Here is a 19,398-nt window from a genome sequence, read left to right on the forward strand (position 1 = left end):
TATGTGTAGCGCCTGTGGATAACTTTGTCCGGTGCGGGTAAAATAGCGTGTTACGTATCAACAAGCGAAGTAATGGAAAATTTTTGGCAGACCTGTTCCGCGCAGCTAGAGCTCGAGCTCACGCCACAGCAATATAGCGCGTGGATCAAACCGCTGGTCGCCCTCGACTACGAAGACGGCAAGCTGCGCGTGGCCGCACCGAATCGCTTCAAGCTCGACTGGGTCAAGACACAGTTTGCCACCCGCATCACGGAGTTGGCAGCCCAGTACTGGGAAGCGCCGGTCGAGGTGCAGTTTGTGCTCGACCCAAAAACGCACCCGTCGCGCAACACGGTCAGCGCCGGTGCGTCCGGCTCGACCGCAACGGTCGACTTCAACGCCCCGCGCCCGGCGCCCGGTGCTGAACACCCGAGCCCGAACAGTGGCAACGGCCCAAGCCACAACCAGAACCTGAACATTGCCAACTCGCCGAAACGCGAGCAAAGCCGCATCAACACCGAGCTGACGTTCGACAGCTTCGTGACCGGTAAGGCCAACCAGCTGGCGCGCGCCGCTGCAATCCAGGTGGCGAACAACCCGGGCGTGTCGTACAACCCGCTGTTCTTCTACGGCGGCGTCGGCCTGGGTAAGACCCACCTGATCCATGCGATCGGCAACCAGGTCATGGCCGACCAGCCGAACGCGCGCATCCGCTACATCCACGCCGAGCAATACGTGCGCGACGTCGTCACCGCCTATCAACGCAAGGGCTTCGACGACTTCAAGCACTACTATCACTCGCTCGACATGCTGCTGATCGATGATATTCAATTCTTCGGCGGCAAAAGCCGCACGCAGGAAGAATTCTTCTATGCATTCGAGGCGCTGATCGCCGCGAAGAAACAGATCATCATCACGTCGGATACCTATCCGAAAGAGATCACGGGCATGGACGACCGCCTGATCTCGCGTTTCGATTCCGGCCTGACGGTGGCGATCGAGCCGCCGGAGCTGGAAATGCGCGTCGCGATTCTGCTCAAGAAAGCGCAATCCGAAGACGTGACGCTGTCGGACGACGTCGCCTTCTTCGTGGCAAAACACCTGCGTTCGAACGTGCGCGAGCTCGAAGGCGCGCTGCGCAAGATCCTGGCGTACTCGCGTTTCCACGGCAAGGACATCACGATCGACGTCGTCAAAGAGGCGCTGAAGGATCTGCTGTCGGTGCAGAACCGCCAGATCTCGGTGGAAAACATCCAGAAGACGGTGGCCGACTTCTTCAACATCAAGGTCGCAGACATGTACTCGAAGCGCCGGCCGGCCAACATCGCCCGCCCGCGCCAGATCGCCATGTACCTGGCCAAGGAACTCACGCAAAAGAGCTTGCCGGAAATCGGCGAGCTGTTCGGCGGACGCGACCACACGACCGTGTTGCACGCGGTGCGCAAGATCGCGGGCGACCGCCAGAAGAATCCCGAATGCAATCACGAGTTGCACGTGCTGGAACAGACCCTGAAAGGGTAATCCGGCAGCAGCCGGGCAGACGCCTTGTGTTTGCCGCAGGCAATGGCACAATATCGTTTTAGTAATAATTAACCAATCAAACGTACTGAGGATAAAATGCAACTGGTCAAATCCACCCGAGATACGCTTCTCCGGCCACTGCAGATCGTGAGTGGTATTGTCGAGCGTCGGCACACTATGCCGATTCTGGCCAATATCCTCATTCGCAAAGATGGCCAGAACGTGTCGTTCCTGTCGACCGACACCGAAGTACAGATCACCACGCACGCCAATATCGGCGCGGGCGACGAAGTTGCCGGCACGACGGTCGCGGCGCGCAAGCTGCTCGACATCCTGCGCGCGCTGCCGGAATCGGGCGACGTCACGATGACGCTGCAAAACAAGCGCCTGGCCGTGCAGAGCGGCAAGTCGCGCTTCGCGCTGCAGACGCTCGCTGCCGAAGAGTTCCCGACCGTCTCGATCGCCGATACCTACAACGCATCGGTCACGCTGCCGCAAAAGACGCTCAAGCACCTGTTCAACATGGTGTACTTCTCGATGGCGCAGCAGGACATCCGCTACTACCTGAACGGCCTGCTGCTGGTGCTCGACGGCAGCAACATCATTGCCGTGGCGACCGACGGTCACCGCCTGGCCTTCTGCTCGGTGGAAACCGAACAGCAGTTCGAGCGCCAGGAAGTGATCATCCCGCGCAAGACCATCATCGAACTGCAGCGCCTGCTGGAAGAAAGCGATGAAACAGTCCGCCTGGACATCGCCGCGTCGCAAGTCAAGCTGACCTTCGCCGACATTGAGCTGGTCTCAAAACTGGTTGAGGGCAAGTTCCCTGACTACACGCGCGTGATCCCGAAGGGCTACAAGAACGACTTCACGATTAGTCGCGATGAGCTGCTGCGTTCGCTGCAGCGTGCCGCGATCATGACCAGCGACAAGTTCAAGGGCGTGCGCTGCATCATCGAGCCGGGCGTCATGAAGATCAGCTCGACCAATGCCGACCAGGAAGAAGCAGTCGAAGAACTCGAGATCGACTACGGTGGCGATTCGATCGACATCGGCTTCAACGTGACCTACCTGCTCGACGTGCTCAACAACCTGAAGTGCGACCAGGTCAACATCGCCCTGGGCGACTCGAACTCGTCGGCGCTGATCTCGATTCCCGAGGTTGGCGACTTCAAGTATGTCGTCATGCCGATGCGTATTTGATGCCTCGAACGGGCCGCTCCGGCGGCCCGGATGCAGCGTACCGCACGCTTCGCGTGCCGGTCTGAAATACTCAGTTTTAAAGAAAGTAGTCCATGTCCGAGAATACCCCAGCAGAAAATATCCCCGCCATTCCGGTGGATGATTATGGCGCCTCCTCGATCCAGATCCTGGAAGGCCTGGAAGCGGTGCGCAAGCGCCCGGGCATGTACATTGGCGACACGTCCGACGGCACCGGCCTGCACCACCTGGTCTTCGAAGTGCTGGACAACTCGATCGACGAATCGCTGGCCGGCCACTGCACCGAAATCCACGTCACGATCCACTCGGACAACTCGATTTCGATCACCGACAACGGCCGCGGCATCCCGGTCGGCCTGAAGATGGACGACAAGCACGAGCCAAAACGCTCGGCAGCCGAGATCGTCCTGACCGAATTGCACGCCGGCGGCAAGTTCGACCAGAACTCGTACAAAGTTTCCGGCGGCCTGCACGGCGTGGGCGTCTCCTGCGTGAATGCATTGTCGAAACTGCTGCGCGTGACGATCCGCCGCGACGGCAAAGTGCACCAGATGGAATTCGTGCGCGGCGTGCCGCAAAACCGCGAACTGGCAATGGTCAATGGCGTCGAAGTCTCGCCAATCAAGGTCATCGGCGAGACCGACAAGCGCGGCACCGACGTGCACTTCTGGGCCGACGAGACCATCTTCAACCACGTCGAGTTCCACTACGAAATCCTGTCCAAGCGCATTCGCGAACTGTCGTTCCTGAACAATGGCGTGAGCATCAAGCTGACCGACCAGCGCTCGGGCAAGGAAGAAATCTATGCATTCGAAGGCGGCACGCGCGGCTTCGTCGAATACATCAACAAGACCAAGAACGTGCTGCACCCGACCGTCTTCCAGGCGACCGGCGAGCGCATGTCGGACCAGAACACGAATATCTCGGTCGACGTCTCGATGCAGTGGAACGACGCCTTCAACGAGCAGGTGCTGTGCTTCACGAACAACATCCCGCAGCGCGACGGCGGCAGCCACCTGACCGGCCTGCGTGCGGCCATGACGCGCGTGATCAACAAGTACATCGACGAGCACGAGTTCGCCAAGAAGGCCAAGGTCGAAATCTCTGGCGACGACATGCGCGAAGGCCTGACCTGCGTGCTGTCAGTGAAAGTGCCGGAACCGAAATTCTCGTCGCAGACCAAGGATAAACTGGTGTCGTCCGAAGTGCGCGGCCCGGTCGAAGAGATCGTCGCCAAGACCCTGACCGACTTCCTGGCTGAAAAGCCGAACGACGCCAAGATCATCTGCGGCAAGATCGTTGAAGCCGCCCGCGCCCGCGAAGCCGCGCGCAAGGCACGCGACCTGACGCGCCGCAAAGGCGTCATGGACGGCCTGGGCCTGTCGTCGAAACTGGCCGACTGCCAGGAACGCGACCCGGCGCTGGCCGAACTCTACATCGTCGAGGGTGACTCGGCAGGCGGCTCGGCCAAGCAGGGCCGTGACCGCAAGTTCCAGGCCATCCTGCCGCTGCGCGGCAAGGTGCTGAACGTGGAAAAGGCGCGCTTTGAAAAGATGCTGTCGTCGGAGCAGATCACGACCCTGATCGCCACGCTCGGCACGTCGATCGGCCCAGACGAATTCAACGTCGAGAAATTGCGCTACCACCGCATCATCATCATGACCGATGCGGACGTCGACGGCGCCCACATCCGCACCCTGCTGCTGACGCTGTTCTACCGCCAGATGCCGCAACTGGTCGAACGCGGCCACATCTACATCGCGCAACCGCCGCTGTACAAGGTCAAGGCCGGCCGTGACGAGCGTTATCTGAAGGACGACATCGAAGAAGCCAGCTACATGATGAACTTCGCGCTCAATACCGCGTCGCTCATCCCGCGCGATGGCGCCGAGCCGATCAGCGGTGAAGATCTGGAGAAGCTTGCAAGCCAGTACAACCTGGCGAATACCATCATGCTGCGCCTGACGCGCGTGATCGACCGGGCTGCACTGACCGCGATCTTCAGCGGCGGCGTGGCACTGGACCTGACCACGCTTGAGAACGCCGAAGCATCGGCGCAGGCGATGGAAAAATCGATCAACGACCCGGCCGTCAAGGTCAAGGTGCGCTCGGACGACCTGTCCGAAAAGCACGCGCTGCGCATCGAACGCATCTACCACGGCAACGTGCAGGTGACGTCGATCGACGCCGACTTCGTGGCGGGCGCCGATTACGCGGTGCTGGCCAACTCGGCAGCAACATTCCAGGGCCTGATGGGCGAAGGCGCGATCGTGCGCCGCGGCGAAGGCGAGCGCATGAAGGAATTCGCCGTGCGCGACTTCCACGCAGCGATGCTGTGGCTGCGTGAAGAAGCCGAACGCGGCGTGTCGAAGCAGCGTTACAAAGGTCTGGGCGAGATGAACCCGTCGCAGCTGTGGGAAACCACGATGGATCCGACCGTGCGTCGTCTGCTGAAGGTGCAGATCGATGATGCGATCGCGGCGGATCAGATCTTTACGACATTGATGGGGGATGACGTGGAACCGCGTCGGAACTTTATTGAGGCGAATGCGCTGCGGGCGGGGAATATCGACGTTTAAACCACTGAAAACGGCATGAGCGGTTGTGCAGAAGGGCCGACCATCTAATTAGTCCTTCTGCTACCAAGTTTCATAAACAACATTCATTTGAATGTTCAATCGTAAAATGCTGTCGCAAGCGTAATAGATGATGGACCGCTCTTAATCAGAGGCGGTGGTCACTTGCATGCAATCCTTCTCGGCTAGCGTATGGGATGCAAAGCAATGACGGTTCGATAGATCAGCAAGCGTCTGCTAGATGTCGCAGTGCGCATCTTCCGAGAGAGAAACCAACGAACTATCGAAGACGTTGCAACAGCATCAGTTATAAAATAAAGACCTAATCAAGCCACCCCCCAAGATTCAACTTGCACGCCTAATAAGTTCCGACTTCTTCCGCTCATGTGCAATGTACCTTCGGCCGGCCCCAAAAAGCTATTGCCTAATAAGCTCAAGTCCAGACTTGCCGCATGCCGGCAAAACCAGCTCAATTTTAAAAACCCAAGCTGTATTGGATAAAGGCATGGCCGCGATGCGCAAGTTGTCTAGCCATGATTCCTTGGAATATGCCTTCGCTGCTCTCCGGCCTGTCAGCATCTTTCAGCTGAGTTCCTTGGCGCAGCGGTAGCAACATGGGATAAAATAGAGGGTTTCGAAATTGCGAGATATCAGTTTCTGACTGGTTATATCCTTGCCTTTCGAGAAAATTAAGTCACCCGGTTGTAATTTGGAAGAAAATTGATGTCAGAGCGTTGTAGAATCCCGGTTATCGATTTGTTCGCAGGTCCCGGAGGACTTTGCGAAGGTTTTTCTTCCATTGTCGACGAAAATGGATTACCTAGATTCGCTGTAAAAGTGTCAATCGAAAAAGATCCCGTGGCGCATCGCACTCTTATGCTAAGAGCACTGCTGAGAAAATTCCCAAAGGGTCAAGCACCAGATGCGTATTATCAATATATCCGCGGCACTATTACACGTGACGAGTTTTTAATCCATCCTGATATCCGAGAAGCCGCAGAAGCGGCCTCTAATGAAGCCCGCTGCGCCGAACTTGGAGCGACACCTCACGAAACCATCGACGCTTGGATCAAAGAAGGTATTGGCGATAGCGCTAACTGGGTGCTTATTGGTGGCCCTCCTTGTCAAGCTTACTCTGTGGCTGGGCGCTCTCGTTTAAGGGGAAAAGATCCGGAGGCTTTTGAAAGCGATAAGCGGCATTTTCTTTACACTGAATATCTGCGGATAATCCAAGAGTTTTCTCCTACAGTTTTCGTTATGGAGAACGTCAAGGGCATGCTGAGTTCAAAGCATGGCGGCTCTAAAATATTCGAACGTATTCTGCACGATCTATCTGCGCCTAAGGAAGGTCTTGCCTATCAAATTCGCTCATTCGTCGTTAATAGCGATGAGATTAAGCCCAGTGACTATATAATTGAGGCGGACGATTATGGCGTTCCACAAAGCCGGCATCGAGTAATACTATTCGGTATCCGGACTGATATCGCCAACTCCACCCCGGCACTGACTAAGCGTCCGCGTCGTTTTCTGCTAAGGAAGGCCACTCCGAAAGCGACGGTAAAGCAGGCTCTCTCTGGTTTGCCAGCGCTGAGAAGCCGGCTCTCCAAAGAGCCGGATTCTCATCAGGCTTGGCACGCGGCAATGAAAGAGGCTCCACTGAGCCTGAGCTATTGGAGGGCTCCTGCTCGCGAACGGATCAGCACACTTATGATTGATTCCGCCGATAGAGCAGAAACTCTGATGTCGTCGGGCGCGGAGTTCATTCCAACATTAGCTGCTGTAGGGCCTGAAATGCCCAAAGAACTGAGGCTATGGTATTCGGATAGTCGATTAGGAGGAGTTCTACAGCATAAGACGCGCGGCCACATGCGTTCGGACCTGCATCGTTACCTCTTTGCCGCGTGCTTTGCTGAAGAAAAAGGGCATGCGCCCTCGTTGTATGATTTCCCTCCTAAACTTATGCCAGATCATGTCAATGTGGATGCGGAGACAATTCCATTCGCTGACCGCTTTAGGGTTCAGGTTCGCGACGAGCCATCGTCCACAGTCGTAGCGCATATTAAAAAGGATGGGCATTATTACATTCACCCAGATCCTTTTCAGTGCCGAAGCCTTACTGTTAGGGAGGCCGCGCGTCTTCAAACCTTCCCTGACAACTATTTTTTTGAAGGAAGCCGAACTGAGCAGTATGGACAAATTGGAAACGCCGTGCCGCCCTTATTAGCCAGAAAAATCGCCAGAATAGTTTATAAATTTATGGTATCACCTCGAACTGGAATCTAAGCATGCGAGCACGCTATCTACGATTGCGTTGACGGCGCTCCAATCTCTTTAACTTCAATGTCGCTGTCAATCCAGCTGACAATCTGTTCTAGCAGGGACTTAGCCGTCGCAGAGTCGCGGGTGGCGCACTCCCATATGCATAAGACGCGCCACCCCGTAGACGTCAGCTTTCCAACATTGCACATATCGCGATTGACATTAGACTGCAACTTCGCGATCCAAAAATCGGTTCTCGTGGCAGGAATTTTGAAATATCTACATCTTTCGTGCGCGTGCCAAAAGCAACCGTGGACGAAAATTACTATTTTTCGTTTAGGCAAGACGATGTCTGGAGTTCCTGGCAGGTCACGACGATGAAGCCGAAATCTGTAGCCAGCGCTGAACAACATTTTTCTGATCAAAATCTCAGGCTTGGAGTTCTTTCCTCCGATACCGGCCATCATTCGACTACGCACCGCTGGTGAAACGACGTCAGCCATGAAACCTCTTGTTATAGATCTTGGACATCCCGTCACACCGACGCTGCCCGCACCTCCGGTATGTTAAACGCAAGAGCCGAATAGCTCGCGCTCATTACGGCATCCTTACATTCTGGACGTTTGGCCCACTCAGAAACCATCTTGCCTCCCGCCGAGGTGTGGAGAAAGTCGTTAACCTCTTTAGCCCAAACAGCGATTTGAGCCAGTAGCTCCGGCGATAGAGCTTGCTTTGCCCAAACGCGGTCTAGATCCATGCGGCTTCCCAGTTTCTCAGATAGCAACGAAACGGTGTATGCGGTAACGTTGGCTTGGAAAGCTTGGAACATAGGTCGCAAGAGTTTCTGGGATTCACGGTAGATTTTCGCTTTCGCGATCATTGCTTTGAAATCCGATACGGTCGGCACCGGGGCGTCTTGTCCATCGACTGGGGCGAGCGTAGCCATGAAGCGGTCAAAGTTTTTTTGAGATCCAAGGCTAACAATATCTGGCTTTCGATCCCATGCTGTAATGTACTTGGCCAAATCTGTCTTGGTAATACGTCGCGCTGCCGGAATAGCATCCTTTAGAGCTTTAAGTTTTGCTGCGGTCGTGCCCTCTCGGATCAGCAGTGTGTTATAGCTGCCGGCCGCGCGCTCGTAGAACCATTGGCTGACTCCATCTGGGCAATAAACAGTTCGCGAAAGCTTCTCAATTTCAACATGAAAAGGTTTATTAGCTGACAGGTCTGATTGCTTCACCGCATTTTGGCTGTTGGCGAATCGGGAGATATCAGACACCAAAGCCTCTTCTTTCGTTGAGTCTGCGGTTTTCATCACAATGATCTTCGCCGGCACTCGCACTTGACTAAGATCTGTATCGGGATATTTTTTCTTAGTGAAGTAGAGCGAGGCTGTCGTCTGGCCGCCATTGACAATCTGGAGACCCTTAAGCCATGCGATCCCTGCAGCCCCCTGATTGGCTTTGTCCAAACGCATTTCGTCTGCGACGATCACAATGCCGTTGTTGTAAGCCATAAACCGCTCGGGCGCGGATCGCAATGTGGACTGAATTCCCGCGTTGACGCCCTTTCCCTTGACGCTCAGGAAAGAGCGGACGTTCGCCTCAAGAAGCCGCGCACCGAATTTTTCGTAAAGTAGCCGCAGAGCCTCGCCAGGAATGGCTGTGAGAGCGTAATCATAGTCATCATTTTGACCCGGTACAAAGACGCAGGGAAGAGGGGAACCTGAGACCTCATTAAAATTGACAACTAACTCGTCACGGGGCTTGCCCTCTGACCAGTGACGGTGAAGCCGCTCGATATCCATGACTTCGAGACGCACGGCTTTGCCGCCAATATCTCGGGTTTTAAAACTCTTGGATTTTGCGACCTTGTCCGTAATTACGTACACACGGATTTGCTCAAGCTCGTTATAAATCGCATGCAGGGTCTCAGCCAACGAGCGTACGTCGCTTGATGGGTCAAGTTTTGCAGCCATTTTACCTTCAGCGCAAAGCGACAGAAAGCGGAGACATTGCTCGACCGCTGTTTTGGCTTCAGCGTCGGGGATTGGAGTAGGTACGTCGACATTGGCATATAAGCTCACAAACAAGTCAAGCTGGTCGTTTTCATCGGACACTGAATAGCCGCTAAGCTTAAGGTTCGCATTCCCTACCTTCCCCTCGAAGTAGCACTCGACCGGCTCGAAAGTCATACCGATCTCTGACATGTGGTCCATTACGATGCCGGCGAAAACCAACTCTTCATAAAGCGCTCCGTCACGCATCTGCGAGCGGACAGACGCCTGAGTCTCGCTCAGAAATTCACTTAAATTCATACCTAGATTGCTCCTAATTTCTTCAATGCTGCCTCAACGCCGACGTTTTCGCCGGGTGCTTTGTCCAAGTCAATGTCATACATGGCTCGGATCACGCCTGCTGGCGCGTTGCCTGAGGTAAGGCGGGGAAAATCATTGCATACTTCAATAACGCTCATTCCTATCGGCTCAAACCGCCGCGTATATTGGTTGATGTGGGCGTCAATGTAACCAGCAGCTAAAAGTCGCTCAGTCAAGAGCCTCTGCGCTTCCAAGTTCTCTTCATTTATTTGCCGGATCGCCTCAACGGCGTCCGGCAGATTTTGCCCACCGGAGGTCTGGCGTAGGCGTAGTCCCGCGATAAAAAGCGGTTGTCGTGTGGCATCGTCAAGCTGCTGCAGCGACCCGATTTTGGCTGGGAAGCCCGTAGTCGATAGCGTGGTTTTAACCTCTAGCGCGCCAGTGCCTAGTTCGAAGTCCTGTACCCCGTCCAGCGGGCCAACCCACAATTCGATAGCTAACTCTGGAGAAACACCTGCGTTAATAATAGCGTGCAACATCGTGAGCTCACCAATCAAACCGAGCTCCGCTTCGTAGCTCAAGGCCTGCATTCCCTTTCGCATGAATTCCTGCCAAGCGCCTACGCGCCCGACGAACAGTCGAAGAAGCTTAGCCTCTTCAGCGCCAGCCACAGCGGCGTCGTCGAGAGCTCCTACTACGTCGCACGCCATGGCTGCGAACAGCTCCGCGCTTCCGGAGAACTTGCGTGTGAGCGCTAACCAGAGCTTGCCGCTGTCGTCTGGGTCTGCACGTTCGACCGCAAAACCTTGTCCTTCTGGTAGTTTGGCTGCCGCAGCCAGCCGCTCGCTCGGAAAACCGATCAACACCGCTTCCTCATTGTCGGGTGATCGCCGGCCGGCGCGAACTTGAAGGGGTCCTGCGGATAGGAGCGCAATGGCTTGCCAACCTGGCTCGCTATCAGCGCCGCACAGCGATGACCAAGCCATCAGAAATTCGTCATTCGGCCGGGCCATATTCCTGCATCCAATAAAGAAGGTTCACTTCGTATTCCACGCGAATTCCATTTTCGCTTGCGGGGAACGCGATCGAAAAAGCCATGATTGGTTTATCCCAACCCGGCACGATGAGGTTCTCAGGGGTTTTATCTTTCCCCTTGTAGTAAGGAGCGAGGGAGTAAAGCAGTAGCAGTCCACGATCAGCCTCTCCGCCAAGCGCGCCCCGTGCCTCTCGAATACCTTTCCCACTCGGGGAGGTTGGCAATTCGGTTCGACGTCTGGCGGGGTCCGGCGTCCAAGCGGCACGCGTCCGCGCGAGTGCATCTCTCCAGACATCGTCATCAAGGTCAATGCCTTCATCTTTTGGATCAGTCAATACGCCGATTGCGAACATATCGGGGTCTCTAGAAAACGGCGGTTCCGGATCCTCAGTCTTTCGAGATTGGAAGGACTCCACTTTGAAGTCTCCAGGGAAACAATATTGGCTACCGGCTCCCTCGCCTCCGGTTAAAAGAGCTACGCTCCAGTCTGTTAATTTTCCAATATCCACCATTTTGGTAACGAAGTCTGCCAGTGGGCCTGTTTTGGCGCTGGTGGCGTTTGGATGCGTCGCGTATGAATCTAAGAACGAAAGAACATGCGAGGCATCGACGTCTTTCCATAGCCGAGCATTGGGCCATGAGTCATACTCGCCTTCACGTGAATATCTTGGTCCGTGCTGAAAATCCACGCCTAGCGATGCGATAAGTGAATTAACTGCAGCGAGATTATTTTGCTGGACCTTCGCGTCTCGATGGAAAAGGATTGTTTGAGGTTTGGTACCGCTGTATGTGAGGGAAAGTGTTTGCGCATTCCGCATCTTCAGCGGGGATGTGACGGTGAGTGTTTCGTGCGACATGACCTTAAGACCATATTGCTCAGGCGTGAGCTTGGCCTTAGCCATAAAGTCAAATTCTTCGCGTAGTTCTTCTGAGGCGTCGGCGATGTGAGCAAACCATTTCACCAGATCAGGCGACGTGTAGAGCCGACAGAGATCTAAGTAGTCGGGACGATACCCGAACCACCTGCCCATTTGCATAAGCGTGTCATACATTTTTGTCGTGCGTACGAAATAGCTTACGCAAAGGCCTTCAAGTGTCAGACCACGTGCCAGCTTGTCGCCGCCAACGGCGATGATCTTGAGAGCTGCGCCAGGAGTAGCATAATCCAATGCATCTTTCGCAGTACCGTTGACTGATCGAACCACGATGTCCTCGAGCACTTCGGTTAGCTTCGCTAGGACGTCATCCCATGACGGAAGTATAGGGGGGCATTCCTCAACGGGGGATAGCTCTGCAATCCGATCACGGGTAAGAACGAAATCCTCATCCCATAGCGTCCGCAACTGCGCGAGTAAGATCTCAGCATCTGTTTTCCGCGAGATCCGTTGGCGCATACGACGCACGACTTCATCAACCTGCTCCCGAACCTGGGCCTGCACATTGTAGTGGTCTAATGTCTCCGGACACCTCGATAGGTGGATAATTCACCTTCGAAGGAGTTTACATGACCAGGCAGCGCCGCAATTTTGACCCTAGCTTCAAGCTTGAGGTCGTTCGAATGATCACAGAACAAGGCCTCAGCATTTCGCACGTCAGCCAGACGATGGACATTGGCGTTACCGCGATCCGTCGCTGGATGGAACAGTACGAGGCCGAGCAACAAGGCCAGCCAGGCATTGGCAAACCGTTGACGGCTGAGCAGCAGCGAATCCGTCAGTTGGAGCAGGAAAACCGTCAACTTCGTAGTGATGTGGACGTCTTAAAAAAGGCATCGGCCTTCTTTGCCCGCGAGCTCAAATGAGCTATCGGCTCATCGATGAGCTGCAAACGAAGGCCGTACCTGTCGCACAAACCTGTCGTCTCCTTGGTGTTAGCCGGGCTGGATTTTACGAAGCCAAGCGTCGTGCAACTGCGCCGATGTTTTGCAAAGCGAGCGTGCATTTGCGTGCCGCGTTCATGAGCAGCGGCCAAAGTTACGGCAGCCGTCGGCTTGTCACGGCACTGGCCAACAGAGGCCTGCAGGTCGGGCGTTACAAGGTGCGCCGCCTGATGCAACAGGCCTGCCTGAAGCCAGTCTGGAAGCGCAAATTCGTACACACAACCGACAGTAAGCATGCCCTGCCGGTTGCGCCGAACGTCCTTGCCCGACAGTTCAACCCGGCAGCGCCGAATCAGGCTTATGCCTCGGATATCACGTACATCCGTACTGGCGCAGGCTGGCTCTACTTGGCTGTCGTGCTCGACCTGTTCTCGCGCAGAGTCGTGGGCTGGGCAATGGCGCCGAGCATGCCAGCTGCCTTGGTTTGCGATGCCTTGCGTATGGCGATCCAAGCTCGGCGACCAGCGGCCGGACTGGTCGTCCACTCCGACCGCGGCAGCCAATATGCAAGCGACCAGTACCAAGCGTTGTTGACCGAGCATGGCTTCGTTTGCAGCATGAGCCGCAAAGGCAACTGCTGGGATAACGCCGTCGCTGAACGCTTCTTCTTAAATTTAAAGATGGAGCGTGTCTGGCAGCGCAATTATGCGAACCAAGCCGAAGCCAAGCTTGATGTGGCCAACTACATCGTCGGCTTCTACAACTGCGAGCGCTTGCATTCTGTATTGGGCAATCTGCCGCCCAGCGTCTATGAACGCGCAATGGCAGAGAAAGAACTTATCGTTGTGTCCGAAATTACTTGACCACTACACATCGACGTATCGCGTTACGTGAATGAGCATAGAGCTGTGCTCGTTGCCTTGTCCCCGCAGTCCCCGAACCGCGCAGGCAAGAGCAAATGTTTGAATTGCCTTATGCAACGACGGCGGTATCGTCTCCTGTCCATCATAGATTGGAGTATGTGTTTTTTTGTGCTTTGGCGGCATCCATCCAGCATCGGTTTGCGGATTGTAATGATCCAGGATGCTTCGCGTAAGCGGCAGGGCCCCTATACGACCATCTTTCGTCAGCCTTCCAAACATGCGGGCAGGCCCAACGTAGTTTGATGGAGCCGCCAAGTTGATTATGAAAGCTTTCGGAAAAAGGTCGGGACCTTCCTTAACCGTGGCGCCTTTGTGGTGGATGTAAATGTTGGCAAACGGCGTGGCGGTGTAGCCGACGTAGGCCTTCCGAGTAAAGGAGTGGAGAATGCGACGAATTAGCCGATTGATCGTCTTCGGCTCATGCTCCTCGTCAGGGGTTCCATCATCATTAAAAAACTGCTCCCCCGTGTCCACCGACGCGTTATCCGCCTCGTCGTCAATAATTAAAAGCGGCAGTTTGGTTACTAACTTCCAGTCTGCTATTGAGCTAGGGGAATCTGCCACGCGCCCTTGAATCCACTTCAGCAGCTCCGTGAGGACAGTTTTTTGCTTTTTGACGACAAAGAGCCAAGGCCTTTCTTCTGGGGATATTCCATTGAAATGCTTGGCGATCTTTTTGTTGAAATCGCCGTTTTCAGCGCGCGTAGTCGCCGAATTGGTCTTGAGATCCTCGCCGAAGGCCGCGACGCCGATGGCCTCGCCCGCGACACGGTCAGTGGTGGTCTCGTAGCCCAAAAAACCCTCCTCAAGCCGAACCTGTGTCTGTGAACGAAGGTTGTTGTGCATGCCAGCTAACACGATGATGATTTTGTAGCCGGCGTCAGCGGCTTTGTTTATCAGTCCAGTATAGTTACTGGTTTTTCCAGATTGCACATGGCCAACCACAAGGCCTCGGCGGTCCCATGGGTCTGTCCGGTGCGGATCTTCTAGCAGGCCAAGGATGTTATCGGTCGCCTCATCAAGCTCGTCGACTACAACGTCAGAGAGCTTAGATTCTTGGTAGTCGCGGTAGCGTCGCCAATAATTCCAGTCTTTTTTCCTAGCGGCGGTGAGCCACTCAATATGACCTGTGTTGTCTTTGAGAGTAGTCGCTTTACCCATCCGGTGGCTAAATCGTTGAATCAACGTGACGACCACTTTCTGCTCGTCCAAGGCAATGGGCGGATCGCTGGCAAACATGGCCGCAGCGAGCTTTACCTTCGCGGCGATGTAAGAAGGCGTGATCTTGGATGAGTCCTTTTCAGCCTTTACTAATCTCTGTGCCGTAGCGATCACGTCTTCTAACAACTGCGCTTGGGCTGCTGCTGCTTCTGGTGCAATCATGTATTAATCCCTAGGGTAGCGACAAGCGCTGGATACTTTTGGAAGGGCTCGGTGCGGGCCATTGATTTGCGCGCTTCCTCGACGCTGAGGCCTTTTCGCCCAATCAGATCGTCAAAGAGCACCTGTGCAACCTCGACCACCGCGGCATTCGGTTCTCCCTCAAAGCTTGTTCGAGGCGTTTCTTTATTTTCGGCGGTGTCCAGCCAGATCCGTTGAACTGGTACAGTCTCTTCAATCACCCGTAGCATCGCCTTGATTAACGAGGCATGGCTCTTGGCACTTTCTAGCACGGCCGCGACAGACGGGTGGGTTTCTTCGATCCGGTAACGAATACCGGACTTGAGATGGTCAACACGCCAAGCTTGCTCGATCGGCTCATTTCCTTTTGCTGGTGTTGGTGCGCCTCGATAGGCGAACACACGCCGCGCTCGCTCCCTTGTGTTTTCGGCAAGGAGCGTGAGCCACGGACGAAGCGAGACCGGGGGACGTGCCTTGGATTTGCGGATGTCGATCTTCCAGTCAGCATCCGCTGTGTTGGGTATGTCTAGACGAATTCGAGCGAGTCGATGCGTTTCTTCCTTGTTCCATTGGCGTGGGCTTCCGAGCCCCAACCAACCGCCTGCGACCAACAGGCGCTCATTACGGTAGACATAGATGCCTTGCTGGGCCGTCCATCCATCGGGACCGGCATTCGTTTGAAATTCTGTGCCGCTCAGGGCATCTTGATGCGGTAAGACATGGCATTGGACTGAAACCACCCCATATTCAGTGTAGTGCTTTGTGGTTGGTGACGCCCATGGTTTGGCCGGGTGGCCTGACATGAACGGGTCCCAAGGAGCGATTGGGCGCCCATTAAGAAAAAGCATCAGCTTAGGTCGAGGACCCTGCAGCAGCCTATGAAAGACCATCGCTAAGTGAGACTGGACATTATCGATGAGATCGTGGAAGTCGTCCGAGTTGTATCCAGGAGTGACAATTCGGTCCATCACTTCCCAAAGAACCAAAGTACCTGACTTTTGCTGGGCAGGTATTTTAATGAACGACTCCGAGTTGTGAGCTGGCCCTTCGAACAAGAGCCACCCCCTGCCTGGATTTGCAGCGAGCTCGTCCAAGTCCCAACGCAGACAGCTCTCCACTCCTTCCTTGCTGGAGGCAACGGTCAAGAATCGATATACGACTATTCACTCCGCTCCACACAAAATCGACACGGACCTCATTGGCTCCGGCCGAGATACTATTGTCGATAATGTCAGCCAAGGCCGCTGCGGTCGAATATCCCAAGCCACGCAACGATTCAAGCATCGCCATTGCGTGCGGAGGAGCACTTCGCGTTTTTGAAGTCATTTCCAGAGTTCTTTTGTCATCTTGATCCAAGCTGTAAAACGCACAACTTATAAGCGGTTTTTTGTCCGCGAAATTTGTGTAAGGTGATCAGCATTGCCCTTGTCTCGCTCCTCCGGGTTGCTGGCGGGCCACTTACGTTTTCACTAAGTTCCGGTGATATGGGAGTTTGGTCCAGTCTTTGGGCAATCCTGCTCGGGTTACAGTTGCTCATCGCGAACCTTAGCGCCCTTGTGGACGTAGTGGCCTAAGAATACACACGCTAGAAGATCGAATTTGCTCGGCATCCTTAGCCTTTGAAGTGCTTTGGCTTCGATCTGTCGGACTCTCTCTCTTGTAACCTCATATCGAAGACCAACGTCTTCAAGTGTGAGTGCTTCCGGGATCCCAATGCCAAACCGTAGCCGAAGAACCTGCTCTTCCTTCGGCTTAAGAGTGGCTAGGATTTCACCTACTTTGAAGTGCGTCTGAGAGGTGACAGCGCTTTCAAACGGGTCAGGTGAGGAGTAATAAGACTGCGCATCCGGCGCTATGACCTCGTCGATTTGCAGGTCCTGTATCGGCAATGGCTCTTGAACGATGCGCTGAATCTCGTACAGCTTTCGAGCACTCATATTCGCCTTTGCCGCCAACTCATCTATTGTTGCTGACCGGCCGTATTCGATTTCAAGGTCCTGTACTAGACGAGCGATACGCTGCACTTGTTCGTAAATATGGACTGGCAAGCGAATAGTCCTGCACTTATCGGCGATGTAACGGCTGATGTGTTGGCGTATCCACCAAGTTGCGTAGGTCGAGAATTTGAAGCCTCGGCGCCAATCGTAGCGATCAATCGCCTTCAACAACCCGAGATTGCCTTCTTGCGCTAGGTCGTCCAGTGGCTCGCCACTATATAGATATTTTTTCGCATGGTGAAAGACAAGCTTCAGATTCGCCAACGCCATCCTGTCACGAGCTCGTTGGTAACTTCGAATAGCGCTAACATACCGAGAGGCGAGGTTTGCTGGATCGTCGATTTGTATATCCGCAAGCTCGGACAAGAATCGACGACATAACCGCAGCGATGCTAAGCTAGACCGCGCAGCTTTATAGGCGGAGCTGCTGCGCTCCGTGCTGATAGTGAGATCGGCCAAACAAGCTAATGCGGCCGAAAACTCATCCGCAAACCTGTTTGTTGGGCTTGAGGCACCGGTTTGTGCGTCAGAATCCATATCGGGATCAGCTCCATCGTCGATATCACCGTGGTCATCCACTTGGCGTCTGACCAGAGTATCAAGATCGTCGTCGACCAAATTTTCTGACTCAAGGTCAACCTGTGGCTCAGCCGGGCTGGTGGAGAGCCAACTCAATGGTTTTTGCCCGGCCTCGACCATGGCTCCTCTGGCAAGCGTTATCTCTATTCCACGCGGCCAGGCTGCCAAGGCGTCAAGCGCTTCTTCCAGCGCCGACTCCATAGCTTGGCCGAAATTGACTTCGTCCTCAGCGCTAATTAATTTTTGACGTTGGAACTCTTTCTGATAGAGCCGCAAGGGCTCAGAATACCGCGACTCAAGATTCTCGAGCAGGCCCAAGGCGCCTGCGACCTTATCTGCTTCGTCAAATGTTTCCTCCGGGTTGACGAACACCTCAAAATTTTCGTTGTCGCTTACATACTCAAATCGGTCGTCGACTTCTGAACCGAGATCCCCAATGACCATAGTCAGCAACAGTTCCGCCTCCACATTCGCTGAGCGGTCGGCGTTCAGAGATAACGCCTCGATCGCATCCTTGGGCACGCTGCCTTCACGGACTGCTCGCAGCAGCAATAGCCGCAGCAAGTTCCGAGCTTCGGCATCTTCAGCGCGAGCAAGCGGGAGAGACGCGTCTGGCAGATAAATCTCGACGTCGTCCCAGCCCTCAGATGAATCGAAAGGTTCATGATTCGAAATAAATTCTTGGATCGCTTTCGCATTTTCAGCGATAGCCGGATTTACCTCCGGAACGGCAGTCTCGTCTTCCGTCTCCCATCCAAGCAAATCAAACCCAAGCGCATCTTCTGAACAGACTTGATCAATTTCATCTATCCAAAGATTGAGGTCAGTTATTCCGATACCCTTGGAACCAATAGGAGCGCAATGGACAGCGCCTCCCATAGTGTGTTCATCAGTAAATAGGCTTTTTTGCGCTATCTCCGTAGTAGTCCTCATATCCACCGGCGCAATCCTGCTGAATGAAAGCGCGAGCTCTTCAAAAAGGATTGCAACGTCCTGCGCGCCAGCATCCACTGCGATGGCATGAGCGCTCATTCCCGAAGGAGCTAATAGATCCTTGTCCGCACCAGCGCTCAACAGTAGCTTGCATATGGAAAACTTGTTGCGCGCGGCAGCCAACATCAGAGCGGTGAAACCGTTCTTGTCTCGGGCGTTGATATTGTCGCCTCGGTCAATGTGAAGCTGAACGGCGCTCTCTACACCGGATACGACTGCCATTTTCAGGAAGTGATTGAGATGATCTACGTTTGACGCGCTTTTGTGAGTCATTTGCGCGTCCAAAGCCAGGTTTTTGAATCTAAACCTGCTAATCTTTCAAACCAGCTACCGGTAAATTTCACTGGTGCGAGCCAACGTTCGTTACCATCCATCATTTCGCGTTCACCAGCATTTCTACTCTTCCAGAATCTGTTCAAGAAAATTTTCTTGTGTTCAGGCAAATTCTACAACAGACCTCTTGCGATAGGATTACTTTTGGTGTTGTTTTATAGCCGATTGGGATTGGTAGCGAGCTTACATGGGCACCGGTCTCTAGGTACGCGCCGGTAGTCACTGCTTCAATGGCGCAGGCTGGCCCTCGCGTGAAGATGTCGTTCAAAGAGGTTTGACCACCTGTGGTACGGGCGGAAAAATCCTTGATCAACGCATTTTTCTGTTGCGTTGTTTCGCGTTGGGTTTGCGCTCACTCCGTGATGAGTGAATCTTTTGTCATGGTCTTAGGGAAAATACAGCGTCAGCAAACCGGCCAGCAGCTATGTGGCGCCAGATTGATAC

The 19,398-nt window shown here is 54.3% G+C and carries 12 protein-coding genes; 5 read left to right on the forward strand and 7 right to left on the reverse strand.

Annotation, left to right across the window (positions count from 1 at the left end; translation table 11 throughout):
* Positions 1 to 72: 72 nt before the first annotated feature.
* From dnaA to AC1MGT_RS10200, 4 genes are all read left to right on the forward strand, one after another.
* A complete protein-coding gene (gene dnaA / locus AC1MGT_RS10185; protein ID WP_183555234.1) occupies positions 73 to 1,500 on the forward strand; it encodes a chromosomal replication initiator protein DnaA in 1,428 nt (475 codons plus the stop codon).
* Positions 1,501 to 1,596: 96 nt separating this feature from the next.
* On the forward strand, positions 1,597 to 2,703 hold the full coding sequence (gene dnaN / locus AC1MGT_RS10190) for a DNA polymerase III subunit beta (protein WP_183555233.1): 1,107 nt from the start codon (positions 1,597 to 1,599) through the stop codon (positions 2,701 to 2,703).
* A gap of 92 nt (positions 2,704 to 2,795) precedes the next feature.
* A complete protein-coding gene (gyrB, locus tag AC1MGT_RS10195) occupies positions 2,796 to 5,300 on the forward strand; it encodes a DNA topoisomerase (ATP-hydrolyzing) subunit B (RefSeq protein ID WP_499504070.1) in 2,505 nt (834 codons plus the stop codon).
* A gap of 720 nt (positions 5,301 to 6,020) precedes the next feature.
* The gene (locus AC1MGT_RS10200) at positions 6,021 to 7,580 is read left to right on the forward strand and encodes a DNA cytosine methyltransferase (protein WP_499504071.1); all 1,560 of its coding nucleotides are present in this window, start codon (positions 6,021 to 6,023) and stop codon (positions 7,578 to 7,580) included.
* A gap of 17 nt (positions 7,581 to 7,597) precedes the next feature.
* On the opposite strand, the gene AC1MGT_RS10205 is transcribed toward AC1MGT_RS10200, so the two are convergent.
* The 4 genes from AC1MGT_RS10205 to AC1MGT_RS10220 are packed head-to-tail and all read right to left on the reverse strand — an operon-like array spanning position 7,598 to position 12,348.
* Positions 7,598 to 8,059, reverse strand: coding sequence for a very short patch repair endonuclease (locus AC1MGT_RS10205; protein ID WP_499504072.1), 462 nt, complete (start codon positions 8,057 to 8,059; stop codon positions 7,598 to 7,600).
* 32 nt (positions 8,060 to 8,091) lie between these two features.
* Positions 8,092 to 9,873, reverse strand: a complete 1,782-nt coding sequence (locus AC1MGT_RS10210; protein WP_499504073.1) for an AIPR family protein — start codon at positions 9,871 to 9,873, stop codon at positions 8,092 to 8,094.
* Between the two features lie 2 nt (positions 9,874 to 9,875).
* Complete coding sequence (locus AC1MGT_RS10215; RefSeq protein WP_499504074.1) at positions 9,876 to 10,886, reverse strand: PD-(D/E)XK motif protein; 1,011 nt, start codon at positions 10,884 to 10,886, stop codon at positions 9,876 to 9,878.
* Positions 10,870 to 12,348, reverse strand: a complete 1,479-nt coding sequence (locus AC1MGT_RS10220) for a Z1 domain-containing protein (protein ID WP_499504075.1) — start codon at positions 12,346 to 12,348, stop codon at positions 10,870 to 10,872. Before AC1MGT_RS10220 ends, AC1MGT_RS10215 begins: the two co-directional genes overlap by 17 nt.
* Before the next feature lie 65 nt (positions 12,349 to 12,413).
* Between AC1MGT_RS10220 and AC1MGT_RS10225 the strand changes: the two genes are divergently transcribed.
* Positions 12,414 to 13,591, forward strand: a protein-coding gene (locus tag AC1MGT_RS10225) for an IS3 family transposase (protein WP_499500736.1) whose coding sequence is annotated in 2 segments (ribosomal slippage) — positions 12,414 to 12,681 and positions 12,681 to 13,591 — 1,179 coding nt in all. Because the reading frame shifts where the segments join, the coding sequence is not laid out codon by codon here.
* A 3-nt stretch (positions 13,592 to 13,594) separates the two neighbouring features.
* Here the strand turns inward: AC1MGT_RS10225 and AC1MGT_RS10230 are convergent.
* The 3 genes from AC1MGT_RS10230 to AC1MGT_RS10240 all read right to left on the reverse strand — a co-directional run bounded on the left by AC1MGT_RS10230 (position 13,595) and on the right by AC1MGT_RS10240 (position 18,894).
* On the reverse strand, positions 13,595 to 15,034 hold the full coding sequence (locus AC1MGT_RS10230; RefSeq protein ID WP_499504076.1) for a Z1 domain-containing protein: 1,440 nt from the start codon (positions 15,032 to 15,034) through the stop codon (positions 13,595 to 13,597).
* Positions 15,031 to 16,107 carry an ATP-binding protein gene (locus tag AC1MGT_RS10235; RefSeq protein ID WP_499504077.1) on the reverse strand — a complete coding sequence of 359 codons (1,077 nt, stop codon included), beginning with the start codon at positions 16,105 to 16,107 and terminating at the stop codon, positions 15,031 to 15,033. The genes AC1MGT_RS10230 and AC1MGT_RS10235 overlap by 4 nt, the downstream gene beginning before the upstream one ends.
* Positions 16,108 to 16,575: 468 nt before the next feature.
* Positions 16,576 to 18,894, reverse strand: coding sequence for a sigma-70 family RNA polymerase sigma factor (locus tag AC1MGT_RS10240; protein ID WP_499504078.1), 2,319 nt, complete (start codon positions 18,892 to 18,894; stop codon positions 16,576 to 16,578).
* Between the last annotated feature and the right edge of the window lie 504 nt (positions 18,895 to 19,398).

The organism is Telluria sp. BA11, from assembly GCF_056680305.1.